Here is a 20,514-nt window from a genome sequence, read left to right on the forward strand (position 1 = left end):
ATTCAACAATGTTAATGAAATAGACATTTAACGGGCAGCATTATAACGTAATTCGTATTTTTCGAACATATTTTTGTCGGCTTACACTGCCAAACCCTTCCTGACTGATCATTTCATCTTTCACAACAGAGCTCTTCGCAAATCTTGCATTATGCCGGAAAGATGACGACAGAACCGAGCCGCCTCAGCCCCGTCAATTACCCGATGATCATATGAGAGAGAAAATGGCAATAGAGTCCGCGGAATGAACTCCTCCAGATCTCTGTTCCAGACCGGCTGCACCGAACTGCGGGACAGACCTAGAATCGCCACCTGTGGACTATTGACTATTGGGGTGAAACCGGTCCCGCCGATACCGCCCAGGCTGGAGATGGTAAATGAGGCGCCCTGCAAATCATCGATCGCCGGCTTACCCTCCCGGGCAGCACCGCTGAGCCTACCCAGCTCCGTTGCAATTTCGGCCAACCCCTTCTCATCCGCATTTTTCACCACAGGTACCACCAGCCCATTCGGAGTGTCTACGGCGATACCAATATTATAAAATTTCTTGATTATCAGTGTATCGCCTGCCGGCACCAGAGAACTGTTGAAGGAGGGATAGCATTTCAGCGCCGCAGTTACCGCCCGGATGATAAAAATCAGCGGACTATAGCGTATGCCATCCTCACCCGCTTCATCGTTGAGCTGCTCGCGGAACTTTTCAAGCTCTGTCACATCCGCTTCATCGAAGTGAGTCACATGGGGGATAGCCTGCCAGCTCCGCTGCAGATGCGGCCCCGATATCTTCTTGATACGACTCAGCTTGAGTTCCTCGGTTACCCCATAGACCGAAAAATCTTCCGGCGGTTGCTGAGCCGGTGAAATCGCCGCCGGGCCAGACTGCATGACCCTTTTCACCAGTTGCTGGACATCCTCTCGGGTAATCCTCCCTTTGGGGCCAGTGCCGGCCGCCAGCGCCAGATCGACACCCAGCTCACGGGCATAGGTTCTCACCGAGGGGGTGGCGTGATACACAGTGGTCCCGGCGGATGCAATCGGGGCCCCGGCGGACTCTTCGGCAGCGGGCTCTGCTGGCTGCTCTTTCGCCGGCGGTTCTGGTTCTGCCTCTGGTTCTGCTCCGGGTTCTTCGAGTTTACCTTCAGGCTCTTCAACTGCAGGTTGTTCCTCTTGTTCTGAATCTGCGGTTTTCACATCTTCTGCCGCCAGTTCGATTTCAGCGATCAGGTCACCGCTTTGTACCGTATCATCCTCGCTGACATGTACCGCAGTGATAACGCCACCCATGGGAGATGGAATATCCATCACCGCTTTTTCACTTTCCAGGGCAATGAGCGGACTCTCCTTCTCAACCTCGTCTCCGGCTTTTATATACACCTCGACCACAGTAATTTCCTGCACATCACCGAAATCAGGAACCACAATTTTCTCAACAGCCATCATCGTCTCCTGTGACGTCTCTACAACTGTTTGAAATTCTATAATTCTAACTCTATTTATCTTTTCATGGGGTGTTCTGCATCCGGGTTGACGGGATACTTGTCGATAGCCTCTCTCACTGTTGCCAGGCTGATGCTGTCCTGGTCGGCAAGCCCCTTTAATGCTGCGACTACGATATGGTATCTGTCTACTTTAAAAAAATCCCGAAGCACGGCCCTCTTGTCACTGCGGCCAAAGCCATCAGCCCCCAATACAGTGAGCGGGTTGGGGATGAGCCTGCGAAGCTGTTCTCCATACGCCTGCACATAATCGGTACTGATAACCACAGGGCCGCCATACCCCTGGAGCTGCTCTTCCACGTAGGACATTTTTTTCGGTTGCTCCGGGTGATTCCTGTTCCAGTCCTCCACCTCCATCCCCTCCCGGTGGAGTTGATTTACCCCAAGAATAGACCAGACATCAGCCTCAACCTGAAAATCATCTTTCAACAAACGTGCGGCGGCAATGACCTCCCGTAATATTGAGCCACTGCCCATCAACTGCACCCGCAACTCACTGTCATCCCCTTGCTGGAAGAGGTACATTCCCCTGTTAATCCCCTCCACCATCCCTTCTCTCATTTCCGGGTGTTCATAATTCTCGTTCAGCAGAGTGATATAGTAGAAAACTTCCTCGCCATCGCGGTACATCCGTTCAATACCCTTCTGCACCAGTACAGCAACTTCATAGCTGAAGGTCGGATCATAGGCCAGGCAGGTGGGAAATGTTGAGGCGAAAAGTAACGCCTGACCATCCTGATGCTGCAGGCCTTCACCGTTCAGGGTAGTACGGCCGGAAGTCGCGCCCATCAGAAAACCTTTGGCGCGACTGTCCCCCGCACCCCAAAGCTGGTCACCAATCCGCTGAAAACCAAACATGGAGTAAAAGGAATAAAAGGGTATCATCGGCACCCCATAGTTGGAATGGGCTGTTCCTGCCGCAAGCCATGATGAGATAGCGCCCGCCTCGGTTATTCCCTCTTCCAGGATCTGTCCTTCAGGGTCTTCACGGTACCAGGAAATGGTCTCAGAATCCTGTGGTTCATAGAGCTGGCCGGTCGGGGCATAAATACCGAGTTGCCTGAATAACCCTTCCATACCAAAGGTCCTGGCCTCATCCGGAATGATCGGAACTATATACTTGCCAATTTCTTTATCCTTCACCAGTGAGCCAAGCATACGCACAAAGGCCATGGTCGTTGATATCTCTCTGCCTTTCGAAGAACCCAGCACAGCCGTGAAAGCCTCCAGCTCCGGTGTCTGCAAAGGGATGTGAGATGTCTCCCGATATGGTACCGGCCCGCCCATTATCTTACGCCGCTCTTTTAAAAACAGGTCTTCAGCACTGCCTTCAGGTGGTCGGATGAAGGGCAAGGCTTCCAGGTCCTCGTCTTCCAGCGGCACATGAAAGCGGTCACGAAAGGCTTTAAGTGACTCTACGTCCATTTTCTTGACGTTATGCGCCACCATAACCGACTCACCGGCCTGGCCCATACCAAAGCCCTTGATCGTTTTGACCAGAATTACCGTCGGCTGCCCCTTATAATTAGTGGCGGCATCGAAAGCCGCATACACTTTTCTTGGATCATGGCCGCCGCGAGTCATCTGCCAGAGCTCACGATCACTGATATCCTCCACCAGAGCCGCCAGTTCAGGTTCTTTCGAGAAAACTAATTCTCGCAGGTACTCCGGCCCTCTGGCACGGATGGTCTGGAAATCACCATCAACCATGTTGCCGAACTTTTTCAACAACAACCCCTTGGTATCCCTGGCCAGAATTTTATCCCACTCACTGCCCCAGATGAGTTTTATCACGTGCCAGCCAGCGCCCCGGAACCGCCCTTCCAGTTCCTGGATGATTTTACCATTTCCCCGTACCGGACCATCGAGCCGCTGCAGGTTACAGTTGACCACGAATATCAGATTATCGAGATTCTCCCGGGCAGCGAGCGACAGTGCACCCAGCGACTCCGGCTCGTCGGATTCCCCATCTCCCATAAAAACCCAAACTTTACGATCACCTGCTTCACGTAAACCGCGACTGTCCATATATTTCATAAAACGTGCCTGATAGATGGCAGCCATCGGTCCGAGCCCCATTGAAACGGTGGGAAACTGCCAGAAATCCGGCATCAGCCAGGGGTGCGGGTAGGATGAAAGACCGTTTCCATTCACTTCCTGCCTGAAGTTCTCGAGATGTTCTTCATCCAATCGCCCCTCGACAAATGCACGGGCATAGACACCGGGGGAACTGTGCCCCTGAAAGTAGATCATGTCCGCGCCGAACTCGGCCTGAGGCCCTCTGAAGAACCAGTTAAAACCAACTTCGTACATGGAAGAGACAGAGGTATAGGTGGCGATATGACCACCAAGCCCTTTACCATCCTTGTTGGCCCTGGCAACCATCGCCATAGCATTCCACCGTACATAGGCGGCAACGTTCCTGCCGATAAATGATTCATCCGGAATAGAAGCGCCACCATCCGGCAACAGGGTATTGCCATATGGTGTGAGGATGCCAGGCGAAGTCTGAACCCCCAGCTGTCGCGCCCGGTCGGTCAGTCTGGTCAGCAAATAGTCTGTCTTCTCCTTTCCTTCGTGCTTTATGACGCCATCCAGAGATTCCAACCAGTCAGCGGTCTCCTGGGGGTCCGGATCATGATAGTATGAGCTCATGCCACACCTATGGTTGTATTTGGAAAAAGGAATTGCAACGCGCCCTGAATTTCCCATGAAAATTCAATTCAATTCATGGGAAATTCAGAAACAACTGCAATTTAACGTTAGCATTAATGTTTTCGCCTTCGCAAGAAAATCATCAATAGCAAAAAGTCGCAGATAAGGGCAGCAGCATACGAATTGCCGGCTTGCTGAGTCCAGGGCTGCCACCCCTGGGGAAGGCTTGGGGTGGTGCCTGTTCAGGCCATGGCTTTGGCAGTGGTTCGCCACAGCCAGACAAGACAGATAACGCCCAAGCCCAGAGTGGCGAAAAAGAAGATCATTGGAGAATATTGGGGCACCAGTTCGAGCTGATCCAGGGTGAAATGCTGCCGCAAATAGTCTGAACGCAACCAGGCCCGCATAAAGACCATGACATAGACCAGCAGCACCACATGCATAATGGTCAGCCACAGCTTCCTGCGGATGCCGGTAACGACCGCTCCCAAAGTGAGGAGCAGCCCTATACCAAAAGCAACAGTTGCCCCCATATCACGGCCCATGAAGAGCATCATCTGCTCTTTGGGGAGGCTCATCAGAAAAAGGGCCCCGACGGGGATATTCACCAGGGTGAGAATCCAGAATGTTCGCAGACCCAGTGCAGTTGCATGATCCGCCAGGTTCAGGTCCCGTTCAGCCTGAAAGCGACCAAGCAGCGCCACAGCCAGCCCTCCGATAGCAAGAGCACTGACGACCATGTGCAGATAGCGCGGCCAGAACTGGATAGAATCTGTAAGCAACATCGTGCCGTTCATGGATGCGAAATATTCACTGAATTTCCCCGGCGACACCATCAGCAGCATATTGTTGGAGAACATGGCCGCAATTGCAAGAAAAGCAAGGCAGCATAAGCCTCCCACGACGATGCCGAACCTGCCGAGCCCTGCAAATTTGAAATCGTAGAGATAGCCACCCGAATAGGCCAGAATCAGCACAGGGATAACCAGAATCCAGAAAAGGCCCATCAGGATCGAGCTGGTATAAATGAACTGCCCGTAGAGCACCTGCAAAAACAAAAAGGGGGCCACCCCCAGGTTGACCACCAGGGCAATGAGTAGCGGGGTGGCAATGGCAACCCGGTGAGCCAGACGCTTCTGCAGCTCCCCACCGTTGATATGTTGCATCACTCCAATTACCAGCCCTCCAAGCATAGCGTTCATGGCCAGCAGGTGCAGGGGGAAGGTGAGAAGCAACAGAAACTGGAACCAGCCCCAGCTTGCGGGGATCGTATCGGCTTGCGGAATCAGAAAAGTTTCCATTACTCACCTCCTTTCAGGCTATCGAGAAATGCTGCTAACTGCCGGCGTTCTTCATCACTTCCCGCAAAAGGCTCCATCTCATCCGAGAGCTGATCGAGTTTTCCAAGATTATTAAAAATTTCCTCGAAGGTCCAATCTACGACCATCTCCGCCGCCTCCTCCGCTTCATGACACATGGAACAGTTCATCTCAAATACTGGCTCACCACTTTTCGCCTGAAGAGGTGCAGTCTCAGCAGGTTCCAATTCACCATTTATAGACATCAAGTAGTCAGCAAGAGCAGAACGTTCCTGCCGAGAACCGGAAAAGGGTTCCATCTCATCCGATATTTCATTCAGGTTCAGCAGAGATTCGGCGATAACTTCCCTGGCTTCACCGGAAAAATATGGTGCAACGTCGTCGGGGCTGTGGCAGGCAGAGCAGTGCTGGTCAAACATGGCCTCCCCCAGAGCCAACGGATCAGCCGAAGGCTGGCGTACTTCGATGATCTCCTTGCCGTGGATCTCACCTGCGATATAGCCTGCCAGCGCTTTGGCCTCATCTTCGGTACCGGCGAAGGGTGGCATAAAATAGCGTACTTCATGGATGCGGTTGATATAGCTGACCAGTGCGTTATAACTCATCTTTTCGGTAAGAACAGCCAGATCGTTATTGCCGCCGCCCATGGTGTGACAGGCATAACACTGGTGAATAAACAGCTCCCGACCGGCTGCCATGGAGTTGTCTGCTGTTACCTCCTTGTTCTCCAGCCATAGAGCCGAGCGCAGATACCCCTGCTCGTTCAGCATTTCGAGGTGATCTTTTCTGATCGAATTCGAATAGATCACCTCGTTCAACACATAGGGTCGTCTGGCCGCCTCACGCACCCACTCAAAGGAACCCATGGAGATAAAGGCACAAACCATGGCCACGGCAGCAACAGCCTTGTTATTGAATGACGGCTTAAGAATACCGGCCAGCAACGTTATCACCAGGAGCAGCACCACGGCAGCCATGCCATTTTGCAACATGACGCCAATGGTGGGTGATTTACCCAGAACCAGTGCCCTCGCCTCCTCAGGCAATACTCCGAGATACCAGAGCCCCGCGGGCACACAGCCAACCAGGGCGACCAGTGACCAGAGCCCCGAGAAGCGGGTCATTGGTTCGCGCACTTCCGTCTCTTTTGAAAAAGAGGCGGTAAGATAGCCGTAGCAGCCTGCCAGAAGAATCGAAATAAACGTTCTGAAGAAAAGAGACGGCCAGAAGGAAGGGTTGAAGAACCCCTGCCAGAAATTACCATTTTCTGCCCAGGCTCCGGGTGTCAGCATAGCGCCAACGATGCCGTTGATCAAAAAAAGCGACATCCAGGCTGCAAAGAAATAGAGATAGCCCACCCGCAGATGATCGCGGGAGTCCATCTTGCCGAACATGTAAAAATAGACAAAAGCGGCGGCGATCTCGACCATGAAGAACACCCACTCCGCCGCCCAGCCGAAAACAAAGCTGTGAATCAGGTAGGAGGTGGCGGTGGGGCTGACAAGGGCAATGATAAACCAGATCCCCACTCCGCTGATGGAGCCGAGCACCATGGTGACCAGCAGAAAAAAACGGGCATGACGACGGGTAAACTCCATGATGGCGTCACTACCTTCCCGCAGCGCCTTCTTTTCGGCCATTACCAGATAAAGCCCACCCCCCACGGCAAAATGGGATATGAATACATGAAAAACTGCGATCAGGGCGATCAGCGTTCCGCCGCCGATCTCGGGTAAATACCAGATTGGGTAATTCATGACTCCCTCCGGGGTTTTGAATCAGACTACAGTGTCAGGCAACGATTCAAGGATACCCAATAAGGGAATAAGAGGCAATTGAGAAAGGGTACTAATATCAGGAAATGTAAAGATAAAGCATTCAGTTACGACATTGTGGCAAACACCAGTTCGCCTCCAAAAGGAGAAGCGGGTTGAAAAAGTACTCCATCAGGGATTGAGAAAGGCGAGTTCCTCCACCGCCCAATCCCCAATTAACCGCACTTCCGGCTCCAGGCGAATATGCCTATTCTTCCAGGCGGTTTCAACGGCAAGGCGGATAAGGCTCAACACATCATCTGCAGTGGCATTCTCCTGGTTGATAAAGATATTACCATGAAATGGCGCAATGGCAGCACCACCGGCAACCCGCCCCCGCAAACCAAGTTCATCGATGATTTGGCCGGTCGGTGCTCCGAAATCACGATTGTTTTTAAAAAGAGAGCCTGCGGAGGGAGCGGTGAAATGCCCTTTTTCCATCCTGTCCGCCAGATTCTCCTCCATGGCTTTACGCAACGAGGATCGATCAGCCTCCTGCAACTGCAGGCTCACTTCCCAGATGCAACTTTTCATCTTTTGAAAAGGAGATTGTTTATAGCCGAACAGTTCCGGATCATTATCGATTGTCTCGCACTGAAAACTGCTTGTAATTACAGCAGCCTGCCTGAGTACATCTGAGATTGAGCTGCCGTAGCAACGGGCATTCATCCATGCCGCACCACCAATGGTGCCGGGCATGCCGTAAATAAACTCAATACCACCCAGGCTGTGCTTTTCAGCAGCCTCACAGACGCTCTCGACTGTGGCTCCAGCCTGGACAGTGAGGACATCACCAGTAAAAAAAATCTTATCTAAACATCTCGTAGAGATAACCACACCGCGAATGCCCCGGTCGGAAACCAGAATATTGGTTCCCCCGCCCAGCAGAAAGTACGGCAGGTCGTTTTTATGAACCATCTGCAAACAGGCCAGCAGCTCCTCGTATGTGCGAGGCTCCAGAAACAGGTCCGCAGGCCCGCCAATCTTGAAAGAGGTGTGTTTGGCCATCGGCTCGTCATAACACACAACCTCACTCGGTAGTTCGCTACAATCGGCCAGCCCGATACATTTATGCTGCTGCATTCTGGTCATAACTGCTCTATTCTGCCGGTGCCTGCCTCTGTTGCAGGCATATTTTCTACGCGCAATACCGACCCGGTATCATTTACGGTGTCAGGTTTGTGCGCCAAGTCCTTTGATATATTCCTGAACCGTCTTTTGCAGCACGGTTTCAGCCAGCTGGGCACAATGGAGATGGGTCTCAGGTAACTGACCTGTTATCTCCATTATATCCATCATGTTGATTTTCTTAAGCTCAGCAACGTGTTTTCCACTTGAGAGCATGGCCGCCGCCTCGACACACTGGTTGGAAACCGAACAACCGTCGGTCCAATGCCGGGTCTGAATGACTTTATCGCCACCAAACCGTAAGGCCAGTTCCATGGTATCACCACAGTTTCCAGTAATTCTGGATACTGCGTCGGCATCCTTCATAGGCGGATTGGCCCAGTAATGAAAACCAAACCAGCAAAGCCCAAGTAATAACAACACCCCGAAAGCCAGCGCTATTCCTGTAAGTTCCATACCTTAATTACCCTTATCTCCATGCAATAGCTTAGACACGCATCCCAGGCACAACATTACAAGCGGGGTCATCCTACCCAGAGTCAGGCAAAAACCAAAGGGGATTTTTTAACGAAGACCGCTTTTTTAATGACTTAGTTGTCGTTTATAAGCAAACTGTTTTCCTCTATACCGCAATACACCACACTCTACCAGAAAGATATTACGGCTATTTTCATGACACTTTCCATCATAGGCAAAAATTACGATTTGCATCGTTTTTCAAAGACAGCTTCACTTTTTTTCAAGCACGGCATTGCCATGCTTACGGATCAGATTCCTCAGCTGGTCATAACTCAGGGACAACTTTGCGGCCGCCTTCCGCTGATTGAAACGGCAAACATCAAGCGCTTCACGAATCATGGCAATTTCGAGTTCCCGCACAGCCTCTTTAAGTGGTTTATCCAAACTCGTTTTCACCCCTTCTGAGACCGCCTCCCGGCGATGCTCCCGGCGTTTCTCAACCTGGTAATCGGGTGTCTGCTGCACATCTTCCGGCGACGACTCAACCGGGGAGGTAAATGGTGAAGAAAAAGGATTAAACACCACATCTTCGATTTTTTCGTCATCAGCAGAATAGACCGCGCGCTCCACTACATTTTTTAATTCCCTGATATTCCCAGGCCAGCTATAGCTCTCCATGGCTTCGATCGTCTCAAGGCTGAACTCCGGTACCTCTTCCCTGGACAGTTCATAAGCCATTCGCGCGGCAAAATGGTTTGCCAGCAACATGATATCCTCATCCCTTACCCGCAGCGGAGGCACAAAAAGCACTTCAAAGGAAAGACGATCCAACAGGTCCGATTTGAACTTGCCCTGCCTGGCCAGAGCCGGGAGATCTGCGTTGGTCGCCCCCACTATACGCACATCCACTTCAATCGGTCTGGTTGAACCTACCCGCTCAAAGGAACCGTACTCCACTACCCTCAGAATTTTTTCCTGTACTTCAACCGGCAGCAGACCTATCTCATCAAGGAAGAGCGTACCGCCGTCAGCCGCCTCAAAACGCCCTGTCCGCCTACTCTCTGCACCTGTGAATGCGCCCTTTTCGTAACCAAAAAGTTCAGATTCGATCAGGGTCGGGGTAAGCGCTGCACAATTTAAGGTAACAAACGGTCCGGACCAGCGGCTGGAAAGAAAGTGTAATCTGCGGGAAGCGAGTTCCTTGCCCGTTCCCCTCTCGCCAATAAGCAATACAGGTCTATCGACAGCCGCAACGCGGGAGACGCGTTCCTGGAAATGGAGAAACTGTTCAGACTGACCCAGTGCATCGGCTGGAGCCTGAGCTGCGGAATCAACACTTCTCAGATATTGCTCCTCTCTCTTCTTTTCGGAATATTCAGACATGGCGCATCATACCAACTATCAGTTAATTAATCCACACATTGGCACATAGTACCGCATGCCATTTCCCGATCAAATGGGCAATTCCCTGCAATTACGGTCCATTTCTATAATACACCATTTTGGCACGTTTTCTGCTTTAACAGATGTACATCAAGTGTGGATGAGTAACAGACGTAACGGACACCGCCAACAGAGTTCAACACACATAGAACAAACAACAGGAGGCCATAATGGGCATTTTCACTCGATTTAGCGATATAGTAAGCTCCAACATCAACTCAATGCTGGATAAGGCTGAAGACCCTGAAAAAATGATCAAAATGATGATCAGGGAAATGGAAGACACGCTGGTTGAATTAAAATCATCCTGCGCCGGAGTGATTGCCGAGCGCAAAAAACTGAATCGAAAACTCGAAGAAATGCAGTCCAGAGAGAGACTCTGGGGCGAAAGGGCAGAACTTGCCGTTGACAAAGGCAGAGACGATCTTGCCCGTGAAGCACTCATCGAAAAGCGTCGTTTTGCCGAACTGGTCGAAGCTCTAAGGGCTGAGATTTCAGACCATGGTGGACTGATCGACCAATACCGTGAAGACATCGGTGAGCTTGAAGAGCGACTCAACTCAGCCAAAGAGAAGAAGCGGATGCTCATCCAGCGACACAAGCGGGCAAATGGCAAGAAGCGCGCCCAGGAGGATATTCGCAGAATGGACAGCGTCGAGACCATGGCACGTTTTGAAGGCCTTGAGCGCCGCATTGACCAGATGGAAGCAGAGGCAGATATGGTGAACTTTGGCAAAAAACCCACTCTTGACGAGCAGTTCGACGACCTCAAATCTGACGATGACATCGAGAACGAACTTGCCAAGATGAAGGCTGCCAAATACACTGCTGAGAAAAAGTCTGACGAGTAATCAGATCCTATGCCGGATGGACAATTCGTGATCAGCGAAGGCCCATTCATAAAGCTAGCTCAGGGAATTACCCACCATGACCTCAGTAATAATTGTAGCCATTATCTTCGGTTCGCTCCTTACCTTTGCAGCCCTTGTCTGCGGAACTATTCTGACTATTGTCAAAACCCGTAGATCAGGACTCTCCGGCAGCTCAAGGGCAGCACAAAATGAAGAGGCAAAAATGATTCAGGAAATCTACCACGGCCTCTCCAAGATGGAACAAAGAATCGACACCCTGGAAACTATCCTGATGGAACGTCAGAAAAAATAGAGGAACAACGAATGAAGAGAAATAAAAGAGGAATTTACCGCTCGCGAAACGGCGTATTGGTCGGTGTATGCCGGGGCCTGGCAGAGTCTTTCGACCTGTCAGTCTTCTGGGTACGAATCGCCATGGTGATCGTCTTTTTGCTGAGCGGTTTCTGGCCTGTAATCGGCATCTATATCGTGGCGGCGCTCTTAATGAAACCGGAGCCTGTCCGCCCCATAGAAAACGAGGAAGAACAGGAGTTTTACGATAGCTACACCTATTCTCCCCAAAATGCCGCCCAGCGCATCAGGCGCAAGTACGAAAATCTTGAGCGACGGATTCGGCGCATGGAAGATAAAGTTACCGGTCGTGATTACGAGTGGGAACAAAAGTTCAACTCCTAAACCATATTTACATCTACGAATTAAACGGTTGCAGCATAACACATGCGGCAACCGTTTTTTTATTGCGCCGAGCGGGCTGGTGTTGTTTTTCGAAAGATCTTCGCTATGGTAAAGACAGCATATAGAATTTTCTCATTACCCTGAAGCTCAGCTTCACGAAGCAGGGCATGAGGCTATAAAGGTTTAAGGGGAATCAACTAAAATTTAACCGCCCCCTATCAATCTGGCAGAATATCCATGACAATGACCACTGGCAGCGCCATATTTACCGACCTCGACGGCACGCTCCTCAACTCGAACCAGCAGGTGAGCGATGCCAGTCTCGACTGCCTGCACATGCTGGGTAAAGCTGGAATTGTAAGGGTAATCGCCACTGGCCGTTCCTACTTGTCGTTCAGGCGTGTTATTCCCAGCGACTTTCCTGCCGATTATCTCATTTTCTCCACCGGAGCCGGAATCCTTGACCTTGCCAATGGCGAATTGCTACACAGCCATTATCTTAATCGCTCTGATATAGAACAAATTACTTCCACCCTGGAACACTACGACACCGACTATATGGTACATGAACCGGTGCCTGAAAATCACTGTTTCACCTTCAGGAAGACAAATTCTGCAAACATCGATTTTACCAACCGTATCTCGCTCTATCGTAATTATGCCTCCGATTTTTCAAGCTCAGGACACTACCCCGAACAGAGCGCCCAGATAATCGCCATACTGGACGATGACCCCTCAAGTTTCCAACGTATCAGCAAAAAATTGAATGGTTATCAGGTCACCCGTACCACCTCCCCCCTGGACCACCGTTCAATCTGGATGGAAATCTACCCTGAAAATGTCCATAAAGGCAGCGGGGCCGCCTGGCTCTGCCAACACCTCGATATCGACCACCGCAAAACAACAGGTATCGGCAATGATTATAATGACATAGACCTGCTCGACTTCACTCAGGTGAGTTACCTGCTCGCAAATGCACCACCAGAACTCCACGGCAGATACAATCTTGTCCCGGCAAACGATGAAGGTGGCTTCTGTCATGCTGTCCGGGATATCCTCAAGCGCACCTCCAGCTCATAAGAACCAGCTGTCCCAGTCTATTCCTCCGGCACGATTGCACCACCATGACATGGTTGAATTTCATTAATTCCGGCCTCATACCTTGATTTTATTGCCCGTTTTCGACATGCTAACATAAAAGGTGTACACTTCAACCCAAGGGGAACCATGAACAGGCGAATACAATCGGTTGCTGTACTTGGTCTTGGCAAGATCGGTTTTCTGGTCGCAGAACTTCTCAATATCTCGGGCTTCTCTGTCACCGGGGCAGACATTACTCCCCAAAAAGGCAAGCCTTTCAAGACGGTTGAAATCGACGTCACCAACCCCGGGGAGCTAGCCGGCTTAGTCTGTTCCCACGATGCTGTTGTCTCCTGCCTTCCATACACCTTCAACCTCACCATAGCCTCCATCGCACACGAGAACGGTATTCATTATTTCGATCTCACAGAAGATGTGCCCACCACCAGGGCCATTATCGAGATGAGTAAGAATAGCACATCAATAATGGCGCCGCAGTGCGGGTTGGCTCCTGGGTTTATTGGCATCGTTGGCGCTTCCCTTGCGGCAGACTTTGACAAAATCCGCTCGATCAAGCTCCGGGTAGGTGCTCTGCCACAACATCCCACCGGCCTGCTTGGTTATGCCTTCAACTGGTCTCCGGAAGGTGTTGTCAATGAGTACCTCAATGACTGTGAGGTCATTGAAGATGGCACACACAAGTGGGTCTCCCCAATGGAATGGTTGGAACAGCTGGTGATCAACGGGGTTCCCCTCGAAGCCTTCACCACATCAGGTGGACTTGGCACAATGTGTCAAAGCTTTCTCGGCAGAGTTGAAAATCTCGATTACAAATCGGTTCGCTACCCCGGCCACTGCCAGCTGATGAACTTCTTTTTCCATGAGCTCCTGATGCGGGAACAACGCGAGCTGGCCGGCAGAATTCTCACCAATGCCAAGCCCAGTGTCAATGACGATGTGGTCTATATTCACGCCACGGCTGAGGGCTGGAAAAAGGAACGCCTCTTTCGTGATGAATTCGTCAGAAGCTTCTATCCAATAGCGGTAAACGGCACGACCTGCAGAGCCATCGCCTGGACCACTGCAGCGTCTGTCTGCTCGGTAGTGGAACTGGTCGCCAACGGCAGCCTGCCGGCTACCGGTTTTCTCAAACAGGAAGAAATACCACTTCAAAAATTCCTGCAGACACAGAATGGCAAGCTCTACGGGAACCTTGAATGAAGCAAAACAGGTAACAGCTGCCAAGGCAACCCTGACGAAAGCAGCGTTGGTGGATGAAGCATACTGATTTGTTCAATATTTTATACCCGGCAAAGAAATTGGCATTTTCCTAACACCATAAACACACCGTGCCTGTGGATTGCTTTTTCTCATCTGTTTCAGTAGCATAAGCTCAATCCCTTATCATGCAAGGGTTGATGACTACAGCCCATGGTAACATGTGACTCGTTAACGTTGCCTCAATTTGCGTATACAATTTTTTTTACCGGAAGAAATCAAAGAAATTCAGTTTAATAGCCTTAATTGGATGGGCCAATAGAAAAAACACGAAAAATTAGGCTTGTATTTTTGTTCTGAGTTTCGTATCACAGTGTGTTATATCGCACCACCTGACAGGGCAATTTTCTGTACGTTGCAGTTCCTACAAGTTGAAAAGGTTTAACCAGCTGCAGTACCCCAGCTGCACTTCCCGGCAGTCCCTGAACATCTGTTCTCCCCGGGTTTACTTCTTTTAGGATTCTTCGTGAAATGTAATTTCCTTGTTATAACGAATGGAGTTTATCCCTCGTTATTACTACTATTTCTTGCAAAAAAAGGAGTTCAGTATGAGTCAGGCAAAAGATGGAGATAATGTAAGTGTTCACTACACCGGTAAACGCCATGACGGAAGCGTCTTTGATTCTTCCGTCGACACTGAACCAGTCGTTTTCACCCTGGGTGAAGGCCAGCTGATCGATGGTTTCGAAGAAGCCATCATGGGCATGGCAATCGGTGAGAGAAAAACCGTTACCATTCCACCTGTTAAAGCTTATGGTGAACGCCAGGAGGAATGGGTTGTCAGCGTCCCAAAAGCTGAGTTCCCAGAGAGTATAGAGCCATCTGTTGGTATGGAACTTCATCTCACCGATGAAGATGATCAGGATATCGAAGTTCTTGTCAAAGAGGTAACAGAGGATGCCATAATCCTTGATGGTAATCCGCCACTTGCTGGCGAGACCCTTACCTTTGATCTTGAGTTGGTGGCCATAGCATAAGCCACTCGCTCAACTGGAAGGTATTGCAATTCGCTGCTGGCATCCACTCGGTCTGCCGGCAGCGGAGGGCTGCTTTTATATAGGCAATACCTCAGACCAACCACCCACGCCTTACCCTCTCCCAGACTCCTTTCCACCCACCTCTCATCCCCGGATAAAATGCTCACGCAAAATTCGGGCTATGCAGTTTTCGTAAAAATAGACTACACTGTGCCCTGAACTCAGCTGATTTACGTGAGTTTCAGCATCCCCCATGATGCATTTATTCAGATAATCATCTGATATAGATAAAAATTACACACGAAAGCTCGTTCCAATAACAAGGAATTTTTATTGAGTACCACTAGAGATCAAGCAATGCACCACCACGCATATAGCCTTAATTCTGAATTTGTTGAGGAGTTGTTGCAGAGAATGCACCAGCTGACTGGCTCCTCTGCGCCCTCCCGGTTCCCTGGAAATGTCTCCCAGCAACCCGGAACTATCCCTACTACAGAACAATTGGCCAGCCTGCTTGATGGTGCATTCTGGACCAGTTTTTCCCTGGATGAAGGGAATGTTGTTACGATCTCCATATTATTCATGCCCGCTGAAAAATCGCACGATACCTTTCTTTTCGATAGACCGATTCTATTTGATGTGAAAAACCTGGTCAAACTCGGTGCAGCGCTCGAAAACCCTCGTGCCGATATCGGGGTGTGGCCGGACGAAAACGGATTACTCAAGATCTGGGGCTTCAAAACCAGAAACAATGATTTACTCATCGCGCAGCTATGGATACAAGTTCTTGGTCCCGGGCGGGTATTGACAACCTTTAACGGCAAAAGTATTGGTTCTCTCATATCCAATACTTCGGTCTTTATCGATCATTCCAACATGATGAAGACCGTCTTGCCCAAACTTGACAGCAGCGACACGGGTGACCAGGGTCAAACCTTGAAAATGCTGCGATACACCTCTTTGCTCAACACTGCTCGCGCCATGCGTAATCATAGCCGGGGAGGTACCCTGCTGGTCGTGCCAAACTCAGACGATTGGCGCCTGTCGATCAGTGCACCGATACCATACACCGGTGGCGCCAGCTTTCTGGAAAGCGATTACGATGTAGCAGTTAAGCCAACCCTCCTTGCTCCTATCACCGATTTTTTCTCCGGATTAATCAAAACCAAGGAAGACAACAAGCGCGACAAGCTGGTCAAAATGAGAACCCAGGTTGACCAGCAATGTAGACATATTGCCCGACTGACCGCTGTCGATGGTGCCCTGGTAATGACCTTTGATCGCTTCGTGTTCTGCTTTGGAGCTAAAATTATTCCCAGGGAAGGGCAGGAGGTGTCCTCGACTATTCGTGTTATCAAACCGGTGGAGGGAGATTCAGCGACAACAGTCGGTCTCGCCGATATCGGTGGAACACGGCACCAGTCTGCCGCACTCTTTGCCCAGGCCCAGCCCGGGGCGGTAGCAGTTGTTGTCTCGCAGGACGGCGACATCACCATCTTCACTACAGATGATGAGAGTGGCGAGGTAATAGCCATCCAGCAGGCGGAACTTCTCGTTCTCCATGAAGGACTGGGTGCAACATTCTGGAATTTCACTGAAAACCGTCGTGACCCAGAAGAATAGCTCTTTAAGGTTTCCCAGACATTCCAAGCGGTACTGCCCTCCCTGTCTCCCCGGAGCGCAGTTACCACTGCCCACATCCCTGCCAGCCCTGCAGCAACACCAGCGCCGCCATCACGCCAAAGGCACTGCCACCAACCGACTCCTGATTTGACAGTTCCCCAGCCTATACCTAAATTCATCTTGAGTTAACTGAACACTCCTAACCGTCAATAGTTCTTATCACCCACCGTACTTTTATTATCTCAGGGGGTTAATAATGCGTTGGAGAAGCAGCCGCAGGAGCAGTAATATTGAAGACAAAAGAGGTTTCCGGGCCTCTAAAAGAGTTAAAGGCGGTGGCATCGGTATTCTCTTGCTTGCCCTGGTGGCTCTCTATTTCGGTGTCGACCCGGCACTCATTCTGCAACAGGGGGCTCAACTCACCGGCGAGACTACAATGGAAAAGACTGATTATCAGCCAACACCGCAAGAACAGGAGTTAGCCGATTTCGTTTCTGTGGTACTGGCGGATACTGAGGACACCTGGCAGAAGATCTTTTCTGCAGGTGATGCAAGCTATGCGGAACCAAAGCTGGTGCTGTTTTCAGGCCAGGTTCAATCTGCCTGCGGCTTCGCCCAGGCTGCCATGGGTCCCTTTTACTGTCCCGGAGATCAAAAAGTCTATATCGACCTCAGCTTTTATCAGGATTTGAAAAATAGTCTGGGAGCCCCCGGGGATTTTGCCCAGGCTTATGTAATTGCCCATGAAGTCGGTCACCATGTTCAAAACCTGCTGGGCATCAGCGATCAAGTTCACCAGATGCGGCAACAACTCTCCGAGACTGAATACAATCAGCTTTCGGTACGAATCGAATTACAGGCAGACTGCTTCTCTGGCATCTGGACTAATCACGCCAACGAGGCTCGGCAGATTCTTGAGCAGGGAGATATTGAGGAAGCCCTGAACGCGGCCTCGGCCATTGGAGACGACCGCCTCCAGAAACAGGCCCGCGGCTACGTAACTCCTGATTCATTTACCCACGGCTCCTCTGAACAACGGGTGCGCTGGTTCAAGACCGGCCTTAAAAGTGGTGACCTGCAGAGTTGCGACACGTTTTCAGCCCAGAGCCTGTAGGCCCCTTAAGCCGGTGTCAACAACAGCCCGGCGTTGATGCCACCGAATCCTGAATTACAGGTTAACACCGACGGGTAGAGTAACGGCAGAGGTTTGAGCCCAGACAGTCGCAGACAGGTCTCCTCCGGTTCCTTAAGGCCTACCGTGGGTGGTAGAAGCTGGTGCTTGAGGCTCTTTACACTGAGCATGGCCTCGATAATACCGGCGGCAGCAAGGCTGTGGCCCAGGCTACCCTTCACAGAGCAGAGAGGTATTGTATTCTCCGTCAGCCGCCCAAACGCCAGTAACTCCATGGCATCATTATACACAGTCGCTGTGCCGTGACCGTTGATACCACCAATCTTTGCCACACACTGGTTGGTAATCTGCTCCAGAAGTCTGCCGAGTCCGCTTCCGTTTCGGCATGGAGCCGTGATATGGGTGGCATCGCAACTCATACCCCAATTTCCCATACATGCCAGGCGTTCTTCATCATCCCCCAAAACCTCTTCAGCCGCCAGCAGAGCCCACCCGGCGCCATCGGCAAGAGCAAGCCCTGAACGCTCTTTGTCATAGGGTTTCGGCAACTCCTGTGAGAGTCCCTTCAAACTTGCGAAGCCTGATACCACAAACTCCGACAGCAGATCAAAACCAATAACGAGTGCCCGGTCGCATTTCCCGGACTGAATTGCCATTGCCCCCTGAATCATTGCCACCAGGCTGGACACACATGCTGCACTCACTGTTTTGACTTCACCACGAATCCCCAACCGTTGTGCAAGGGTTTCGGCAATCTGCCAGGGTTGCCCTTCGGCAGCCTCAGTCTCTAGCGATAATTCATCTACTGCGGCTTTGGTTGTGGCACAAAACAGGGCGGTTGACGAAGGTATCTTCGGCATTTGCTCTACCAGATGAGAAAATAAACTCTCCTGCCTTCCAAGACTGCCAACGTCCCCTTCCAACCCTTCAATAAAGCCGAGAGGAAAGTTCATTCCTCCTGCGCCTAAGCCCTGAACACGAAGTCCGCTCCTGCCAGCGAGCAATCCCTGCCATGTACTGTCAAGATCCCCCAGGGGAGTCAGAATATTTCCTGCCGTGATAACTGTCTTGCGCATTATCTATGCCACTCCCCTGCCTGCCAGCGATCGCGAAATTCTTTGATCCACTCCGGAACTATTAGTAACATTTCACCACGAGTATCGGTGAGCAGTTGCACGGTATAGCCCTTGGCCGTTGTTTGCCCCTCATCATTGATCAACCTGTACGAAAAGTTCAGACGAGCTGAATCTGTCCAGTGTAAAGCCGCCTCGATGGTGAACAGTTCGTCAAACCGCAGGGGCAGTAAATAATCCAGATGCATCTGTACTACCGGGGCGGCTGTCTGATGTTGAATAAACGCCTGGTATGACAAACCGTACTTGTCACCAAAAGCAATTCGTCCATCTTCGAGATAACTTGGATACCTCCCATGCCAGACCATCCTCAGGGTATCCACCTCTTCAAAACGCACCCGGCGCTCAATACTCGCTACCAGATTCGATGGAGCTGTCGTATCCACCGGAAAATAACTTTTTTTTGATCGCATATTCTTTTTTAAAACGTTGCCTCGTTTAGCGCAGGATAAACACAGATATCCTGCAAAACAGCTCCTAAATCGCGCTGGAGGTTACTGAAACCTCTTTCTCCGCCAGCTCACCCTGACCGGTAGCCAGAACCTCACCCAGCTCATTTTTAAGTGAAAATTCGAACGACCACACGTTGGGATCCTGCTCATTCCTGAGCATCCGCAAATGAATGGAGATACGCTCTTCAGGCCTGACCACGCCACGAAATTTGGTCTTCTTGTAACGTATCGGATGAACCTCACACAGCAACAGCAATTCCGCCAGGCATCGCACCGCCGCTATCTGCACCATCGCCGGCAAAATGGGCATTCCCGGAAAATGTCCCTTAAATCCGGAAAAATCCCTCTCAAAGCAAAAGAGGCCCTCCGCCTGCACTTCGTGCTCATCCTGCTTTATTATGGAGCAGTTCTGACAGGAATTACGGATCGACTCATACAGGTTTTCAAAACTACCACTCATCACTCTGCCTATTCTATTCTGCTGAAACTGATTAGTACGCCAAGCCAGGGCTGTGCATACTCAGCACTCTGCCACCGACCTTCGGAATCAAAATTATCCAGCGCATGCCATCTCGTGACAAGGCCGGTTGTCAATTTTCGTTGCCACTGCAATTGCCCTGTCTGTTCTTTGCACAACCTGCTGAACCCTGTTGCTGAACATGGAAGCGTTTCCGGTTCCTGTAAAAAGGTTCTACCAACAGATACCGCCAAAAATTTCGGCAGGTGAGAGTCTGAAAAATTGCCACGGGCATACTGAATTGTATAGCTCAATTGCTCATCGACGTCTCCCTCAAGCAACTTCACCCCCGTTGCATCCAAAAGTACAAAATGCATACCATGGCCATTCTGCTTTATTGCGAGCAATCCGGAATACTTTGAATCGCCCCACCGCTCTATGCGCATATTTGTCAGCAAGGCGCCACTGCCGCCAGTAAGCGAGAGATCCTGACGCGGCACAACCTTCCCCATAGAGCAGCC

The 20,514-nt window shown here is 50.8% G+C and carries 19 protein-coding genes; 8 read left to right on the forward strand and 11 right to left on the reverse strand.

The features are described from left to right. Positions 1–120: 120 nt before the first annotated feature. From ACN5NT_RS13320 to pspF, 7 genes are all read right to left on the reverse strand, one after another. Positions 121–1,437 (reverse strand): 2-oxo acid dehydrogenase subunit E2, encoded by a 1,317-nt coding sequence (locus tag ACN5NT_RS13320; protein WP_419175737.1) that lies wholly within the window; start codon positions 1,435–1,437, stop codon positions 121–123. Positions 1,438–1,493: 56 nt separating this feature from the next. Beyond that, positions 1,494–4,151: a pyruvate dehydrogenase (acetyl-transferring), homodimeric type gene (gene aceE / locus ACN5NT_RS13325; RefSeq protein ID WP_419175738.1), complete on the reverse strand. Its 2,658-nt coding sequence runs from the start codon at positions 4,149–4,151 to the stop codon at positions 1,494–1,496. Positions 4,152–4,393: 242 nt separating this feature from the next. After that, positions 4,394–5,452, reverse strand: coding sequence for a hypothetical protein (locus ACN5NT_RS13330; RefSeq protein WP_419175739.1), 1,059 nt, complete (start codon positions 5,450–5,452; stop codon positions 4,394–4,396). After that, positions 5,452–7,227, reverse strand: a complete 1,776-nt coding sequence (locus tag ACN5NT_RS13335) for a c-type cytochrome (RefSeq protein WP_419175740.1) — start codon at positions 7,225–7,227, stop codon at positions 5,452–5,454. Before ACN5NT_RS13335 ends, ACN5NT_RS13330 begins: the two co-directional genes overlap by 1 nt. Before the next feature lie 189 nt (positions 7,228–7,416). Next, positions 7,417–8,376, reverse strand: coding sequence for a UDP-N-acetylmuramate dehydrogenase (gene murB / locus ACN5NT_RS13340; protein WP_419175741.1), 960 nt, complete (start codon positions 8,374–8,376; stop codon positions 7,417–7,419). Between the two features lie 81 nt (positions 8,377–8,457). Beyond that, on the reverse strand, positions 8,458–8,868 hold the full coding sequence (locus tag ACN5NT_RS13345; RefSeq protein WP_136795672.1) for an iron-sulfur cluster assembly scaffold protein: 411 nt from the start codon (positions 8,866–8,868) through the stop codon (positions 8,458–8,460). A gap of 273 nt (positions 8,869–9,141) precedes the next feature. Continuing rightward, complete coding sequence (gene pspF, locus ACN5NT_RS13350) at positions 9,142–10,254, reverse strand: phage shock protein operon transcriptional activator (RefSeq protein WP_419175742.1); 1,113 nt, start codon at positions 10,252–10,254, stop codon at positions 9,142–9,144. Between the two features lie 230 nt (positions 10,255–10,484). On the opposite strand from pspF, the gene pspA reads away from it, so the two are divergent. The 8 genes from pspA (at position 10,485) to ACN5NT_RS13390 (ending at position 17,933) form a co-directional block, all read left to right on the forward strand. After that, a complete protein-coding gene (gene pspA / locus ACN5NT_RS13355) occupies positions 10,485–11,165 on the forward strand; it encodes a phage shock protein PspA (protein ID WP_419175743.1) in 681 nt (226 codons plus the stop codon). Positions 11,166–11,241: 76 nt separating this feature from the next. After that, positions 11,242–11,478, forward strand: coding sequence for a phage-shock protein (locus ACN5NT_RS13360; protein WP_176360086.1), 237 nt, complete (start codon positions 11,242–11,244; stop codon positions 11,476–11,478). A gap of 11 nt (positions 11,479–11,489) precedes the next feature. Beyond that, positions 11,490–11,861 (forward strand): envelope stress response membrane protein PspC, encoded by a 372-nt coding sequence (gene pspC / locus ACN5NT_RS13365; protein ID WP_136795675.1) that lies wholly within the window; start codon positions 11,490–11,492, stop codon positions 11,859–11,861. 237 nt (positions 11,862–12,098) lie between these two features. Then, complete coding sequence (locus ACN5NT_RS13370) at positions 12,099–12,941, forward strand: HAD family hydrolase (RefSeq protein WP_419175744.1); 843 nt, start codon at positions 12,099–12,101, stop codon at positions 12,939–12,941. A gap of 147 nt (positions 12,942–13,088) precedes the next feature. Then, a complete protein-coding gene (locus ACN5NT_RS13375; RefSeq protein ID WP_136795677.1) occupies positions 13,089–14,162 on the forward strand; it encodes a saccharopine dehydrogenase family protein in 1,074 nt (357 codons plus the stop codon). Positions 14,163–14,767: 605 nt separating this feature from the next. Further along, on the forward strand, positions 14,768–15,196 hold the full coding sequence (locus ACN5NT_RS13380) for an FKBP-type peptidyl-prolyl cis-trans isomerase (RefSeq protein WP_136795678.1): 429 nt from the start codon (positions 14,768–14,770) through the stop codon (positions 15,194–15,196). Positions 15,197–15,529: 333 nt separating this feature from the next. Continuing rightward, positions 15,530–16,819: a putative sensor domain DACNV-containing protein gene (locus ACN5NT_RS13385; protein ID WP_419175745.1), complete on the forward strand. Its 1,290-nt coding sequence runs from the start codon at positions 15,530–15,532 to the stop codon at positions 16,817–16,819. Positions 16,820–17,075: 256 nt separating this feature from the next. Further along, positions 17,076–17,933, forward strand: a complete 858-nt coding sequence (locus ACN5NT_RS13390; RefSeq protein WP_136795680.1) for a neutral zinc metallopeptidase — start codon at positions 17,076–17,078, stop codon at positions 17,931–17,933. Between the two features lie 5 nt (positions 17,934–17,938). On the opposite strand, the gene ACN5NT_RS13395 is transcribed toward ACN5NT_RS13390, so the two are convergent. From ACN5NT_RS13395 to ACN5NT_RS13410, 4 genes are all read right to left on the reverse strand, one after another. Beyond that, the gene (locus ACN5NT_RS13395; protein WP_419175746.1) at positions 17,939–19,027 is read right to left on the reverse strand and encodes a beta-ketoacyl synthase N-terminal-like domain-containing protein; all 1,089 of its coding nucleotides are present in this window, start codon (positions 19,025–19,027) and stop codon (positions 17,939–17,941) included. Next, the gene (locus ACN5NT_RS13400; RefSeq protein ID WP_419175747.1) at positions 19,027–19,497 is read right to left on the reverse strand and encodes an acyl-CoA thioesterase; all 471 of its coding nucleotides are present in this window, start codon (positions 19,495–19,497) and stop codon (positions 19,027–19,029) included. The genes ACN5NT_RS13395 and ACN5NT_RS13400 overlap by 1 nt, the downstream gene beginning before the upstream one ends. 64 nt (positions 19,498–19,561) lie before the next feature. After that, positions 19,562–19,996, reverse strand: coding sequence for a beta-hydroxyacyl-ACP dehydratase (locus tag ACN5NT_RS13405; RefSeq protein WP_419175748.1), 435 nt, complete (start codon positions 19,994–19,996; stop codon positions 19,562–19,564). Positions 19,997–20,004: 8 nt separating this feature from the next. Further along, positions 20,005–20,505, reverse strand: coding sequence for a hypothetical protein (locus tag ACN5NT_RS13410; RefSeq protein WP_419175749.1), 501 nt, complete (start codon positions 20,503–20,505; stop codon positions 20,005–20,007). Positions 20,506–20,514: the final 9 nt, after the last annotated feature.

Source organism: Desulfosediminicola sp. (assembly GCF_048381775.1).
Taxonomy (GTDB): domain Bacteria; phylum Desulfobacterota; class Desulfobulbia; order Desulfobulbales; family Desulfocapsaceae; genus Desulfopila; species Desulfopila ganghwensis.

What these genes read in the sequence shown, in the direction of transcription:
- ACN5NT_RS13410 (WP_419175749.1), bottom strand. Translation starts at nt 20,505, where the DNA reads ATGGGGAAGGTTGTGCCGCGTCAGGATCTCTCGCTTACTGGCGGCAGT.
- ACN5NT_RS13345 (WP_136795672.1), bottom strand. Translation starts at nt 8,868, where the DNA reads ATGGAACTTACAGGAATAGCGCTGGCTTTCGGGGTGTTGTTATTACTT.
- ACN5NT_RS13375 (WP_136795677.1), top strand. Translation starts at nt 13,089, where the DNA reads ATGAACAGGCGAATACAATCGGTTGCTGTACTTGGTCTTGGCAAGATC.
- ACN5NT_RS13335 (WP_419175740.1), bottom strand. Translation starts at nt 7,227, where the DNA reads ATGAATTACCCAATCTGGTATTTACCCGAGATCGGCGGCGGAACGCTG.
- pspC (WP_136795675.1), top strand. Translation starts at nt 11,490, where the DNA reads ATGAAGAGAAATAAAAGAGGAATTTACCGCTCGCGAAACGGCGTATTG.
- ACN5NT_RS13395 (WP_419175746.1), bottom strand. Translation starts at nt 19,027, where the DNA reads ATGCGCAAGACAGTTATCACGGCAGGAAATATTCTGACTCCCCTGGGG.
- ACN5NT_RS13370 (WP_419175744.1), top strand. Translation starts at nt 12,099, where the DNA reads ATGACAATGACCACTGGCAGCGCCATATTTACCGACCTCGACGGCACG.
- ACN5NT_RS13330 (WP_419175739.1), bottom strand. Translation starts at nt 5,452, where the DNA reads ATGGAAACTTTTCTGATTCCGCAAGCCGATACGATCCCCGCAAGCTGG.
- ACN5NT_RS13405 (WP_419175748.1), bottom strand. Translation starts at nt 19,996, where the DNA reads ATGAGTGGTAGTTTTGAAAACCTGTATGAGTCGATCCGTAATTCCTGT.
- ACN5NT_RS13320 (WP_419175737.1), bottom strand. Translation starts at nt 1,437, where the DNA reads ATGGCTGTTGAGAAAATTGTGGTTCCTGATTTCGGTGATGTGCAGGAA.
- pspA (WP_419175743.1), top strand. Translation starts at nt 10,485, where the DNA reads ATGGGCATTTTCACTCGATTTAGCGATATAGTAAGCTCCAACATCAAC.
- ACN5NT_RS13380 (WP_136795678.1), top strand. Translation starts at nt 14,768, where the DNA reads ATGAGTCAGGCAAAAGATGGAGATAATGTAAGTGTTCACTACACCGGT.
- murB (WP_419175741.1), bottom strand. Translation starts at nt 8,376, where the DNA reads ATGACCAGAATGCAGCAGCATAAATGTATCGGGCTGGCCGATTGTAGC.
- ACN5NT_RS13390 (WP_136795680.1), top strand. Translation starts at nt 17,076, where the DNA reads ATGCGTTGGAGAAGCAGCCGCAGGAGCAGTAATATTGAAGACAAAAGA.
- pspF (WP_419175742.1), bottom strand. Translation starts at nt 10,254, where the DNA reads ATGTCTGAATATTCCGAAAAGAAGAGAGAGGAGCAATATCTGAGAAGT.
- aceE (WP_419175738.1), bottom strand. Translation starts at nt 4,151, where the DNA reads ATGAGCTCATACTATCATGATCCGGACCCCCAGGAGACCGCTGACTGG.
- ACN5NT_RS13400 (WP_419175747.1), bottom strand. Translation starts at nt 19,497, where the DNA reads ATGCGATCAAAAAAAAGTTATTTTCCGGTGGATACGACAGCTCCATCG.
- ACN5NT_RS13360 (WP_176360086.1), top strand. Translation starts at nt 11,242, where the DNA reads ATGACCTCAGTAATAATTGTAGCCATTATCTTCGGTTCGCTCCTTACC.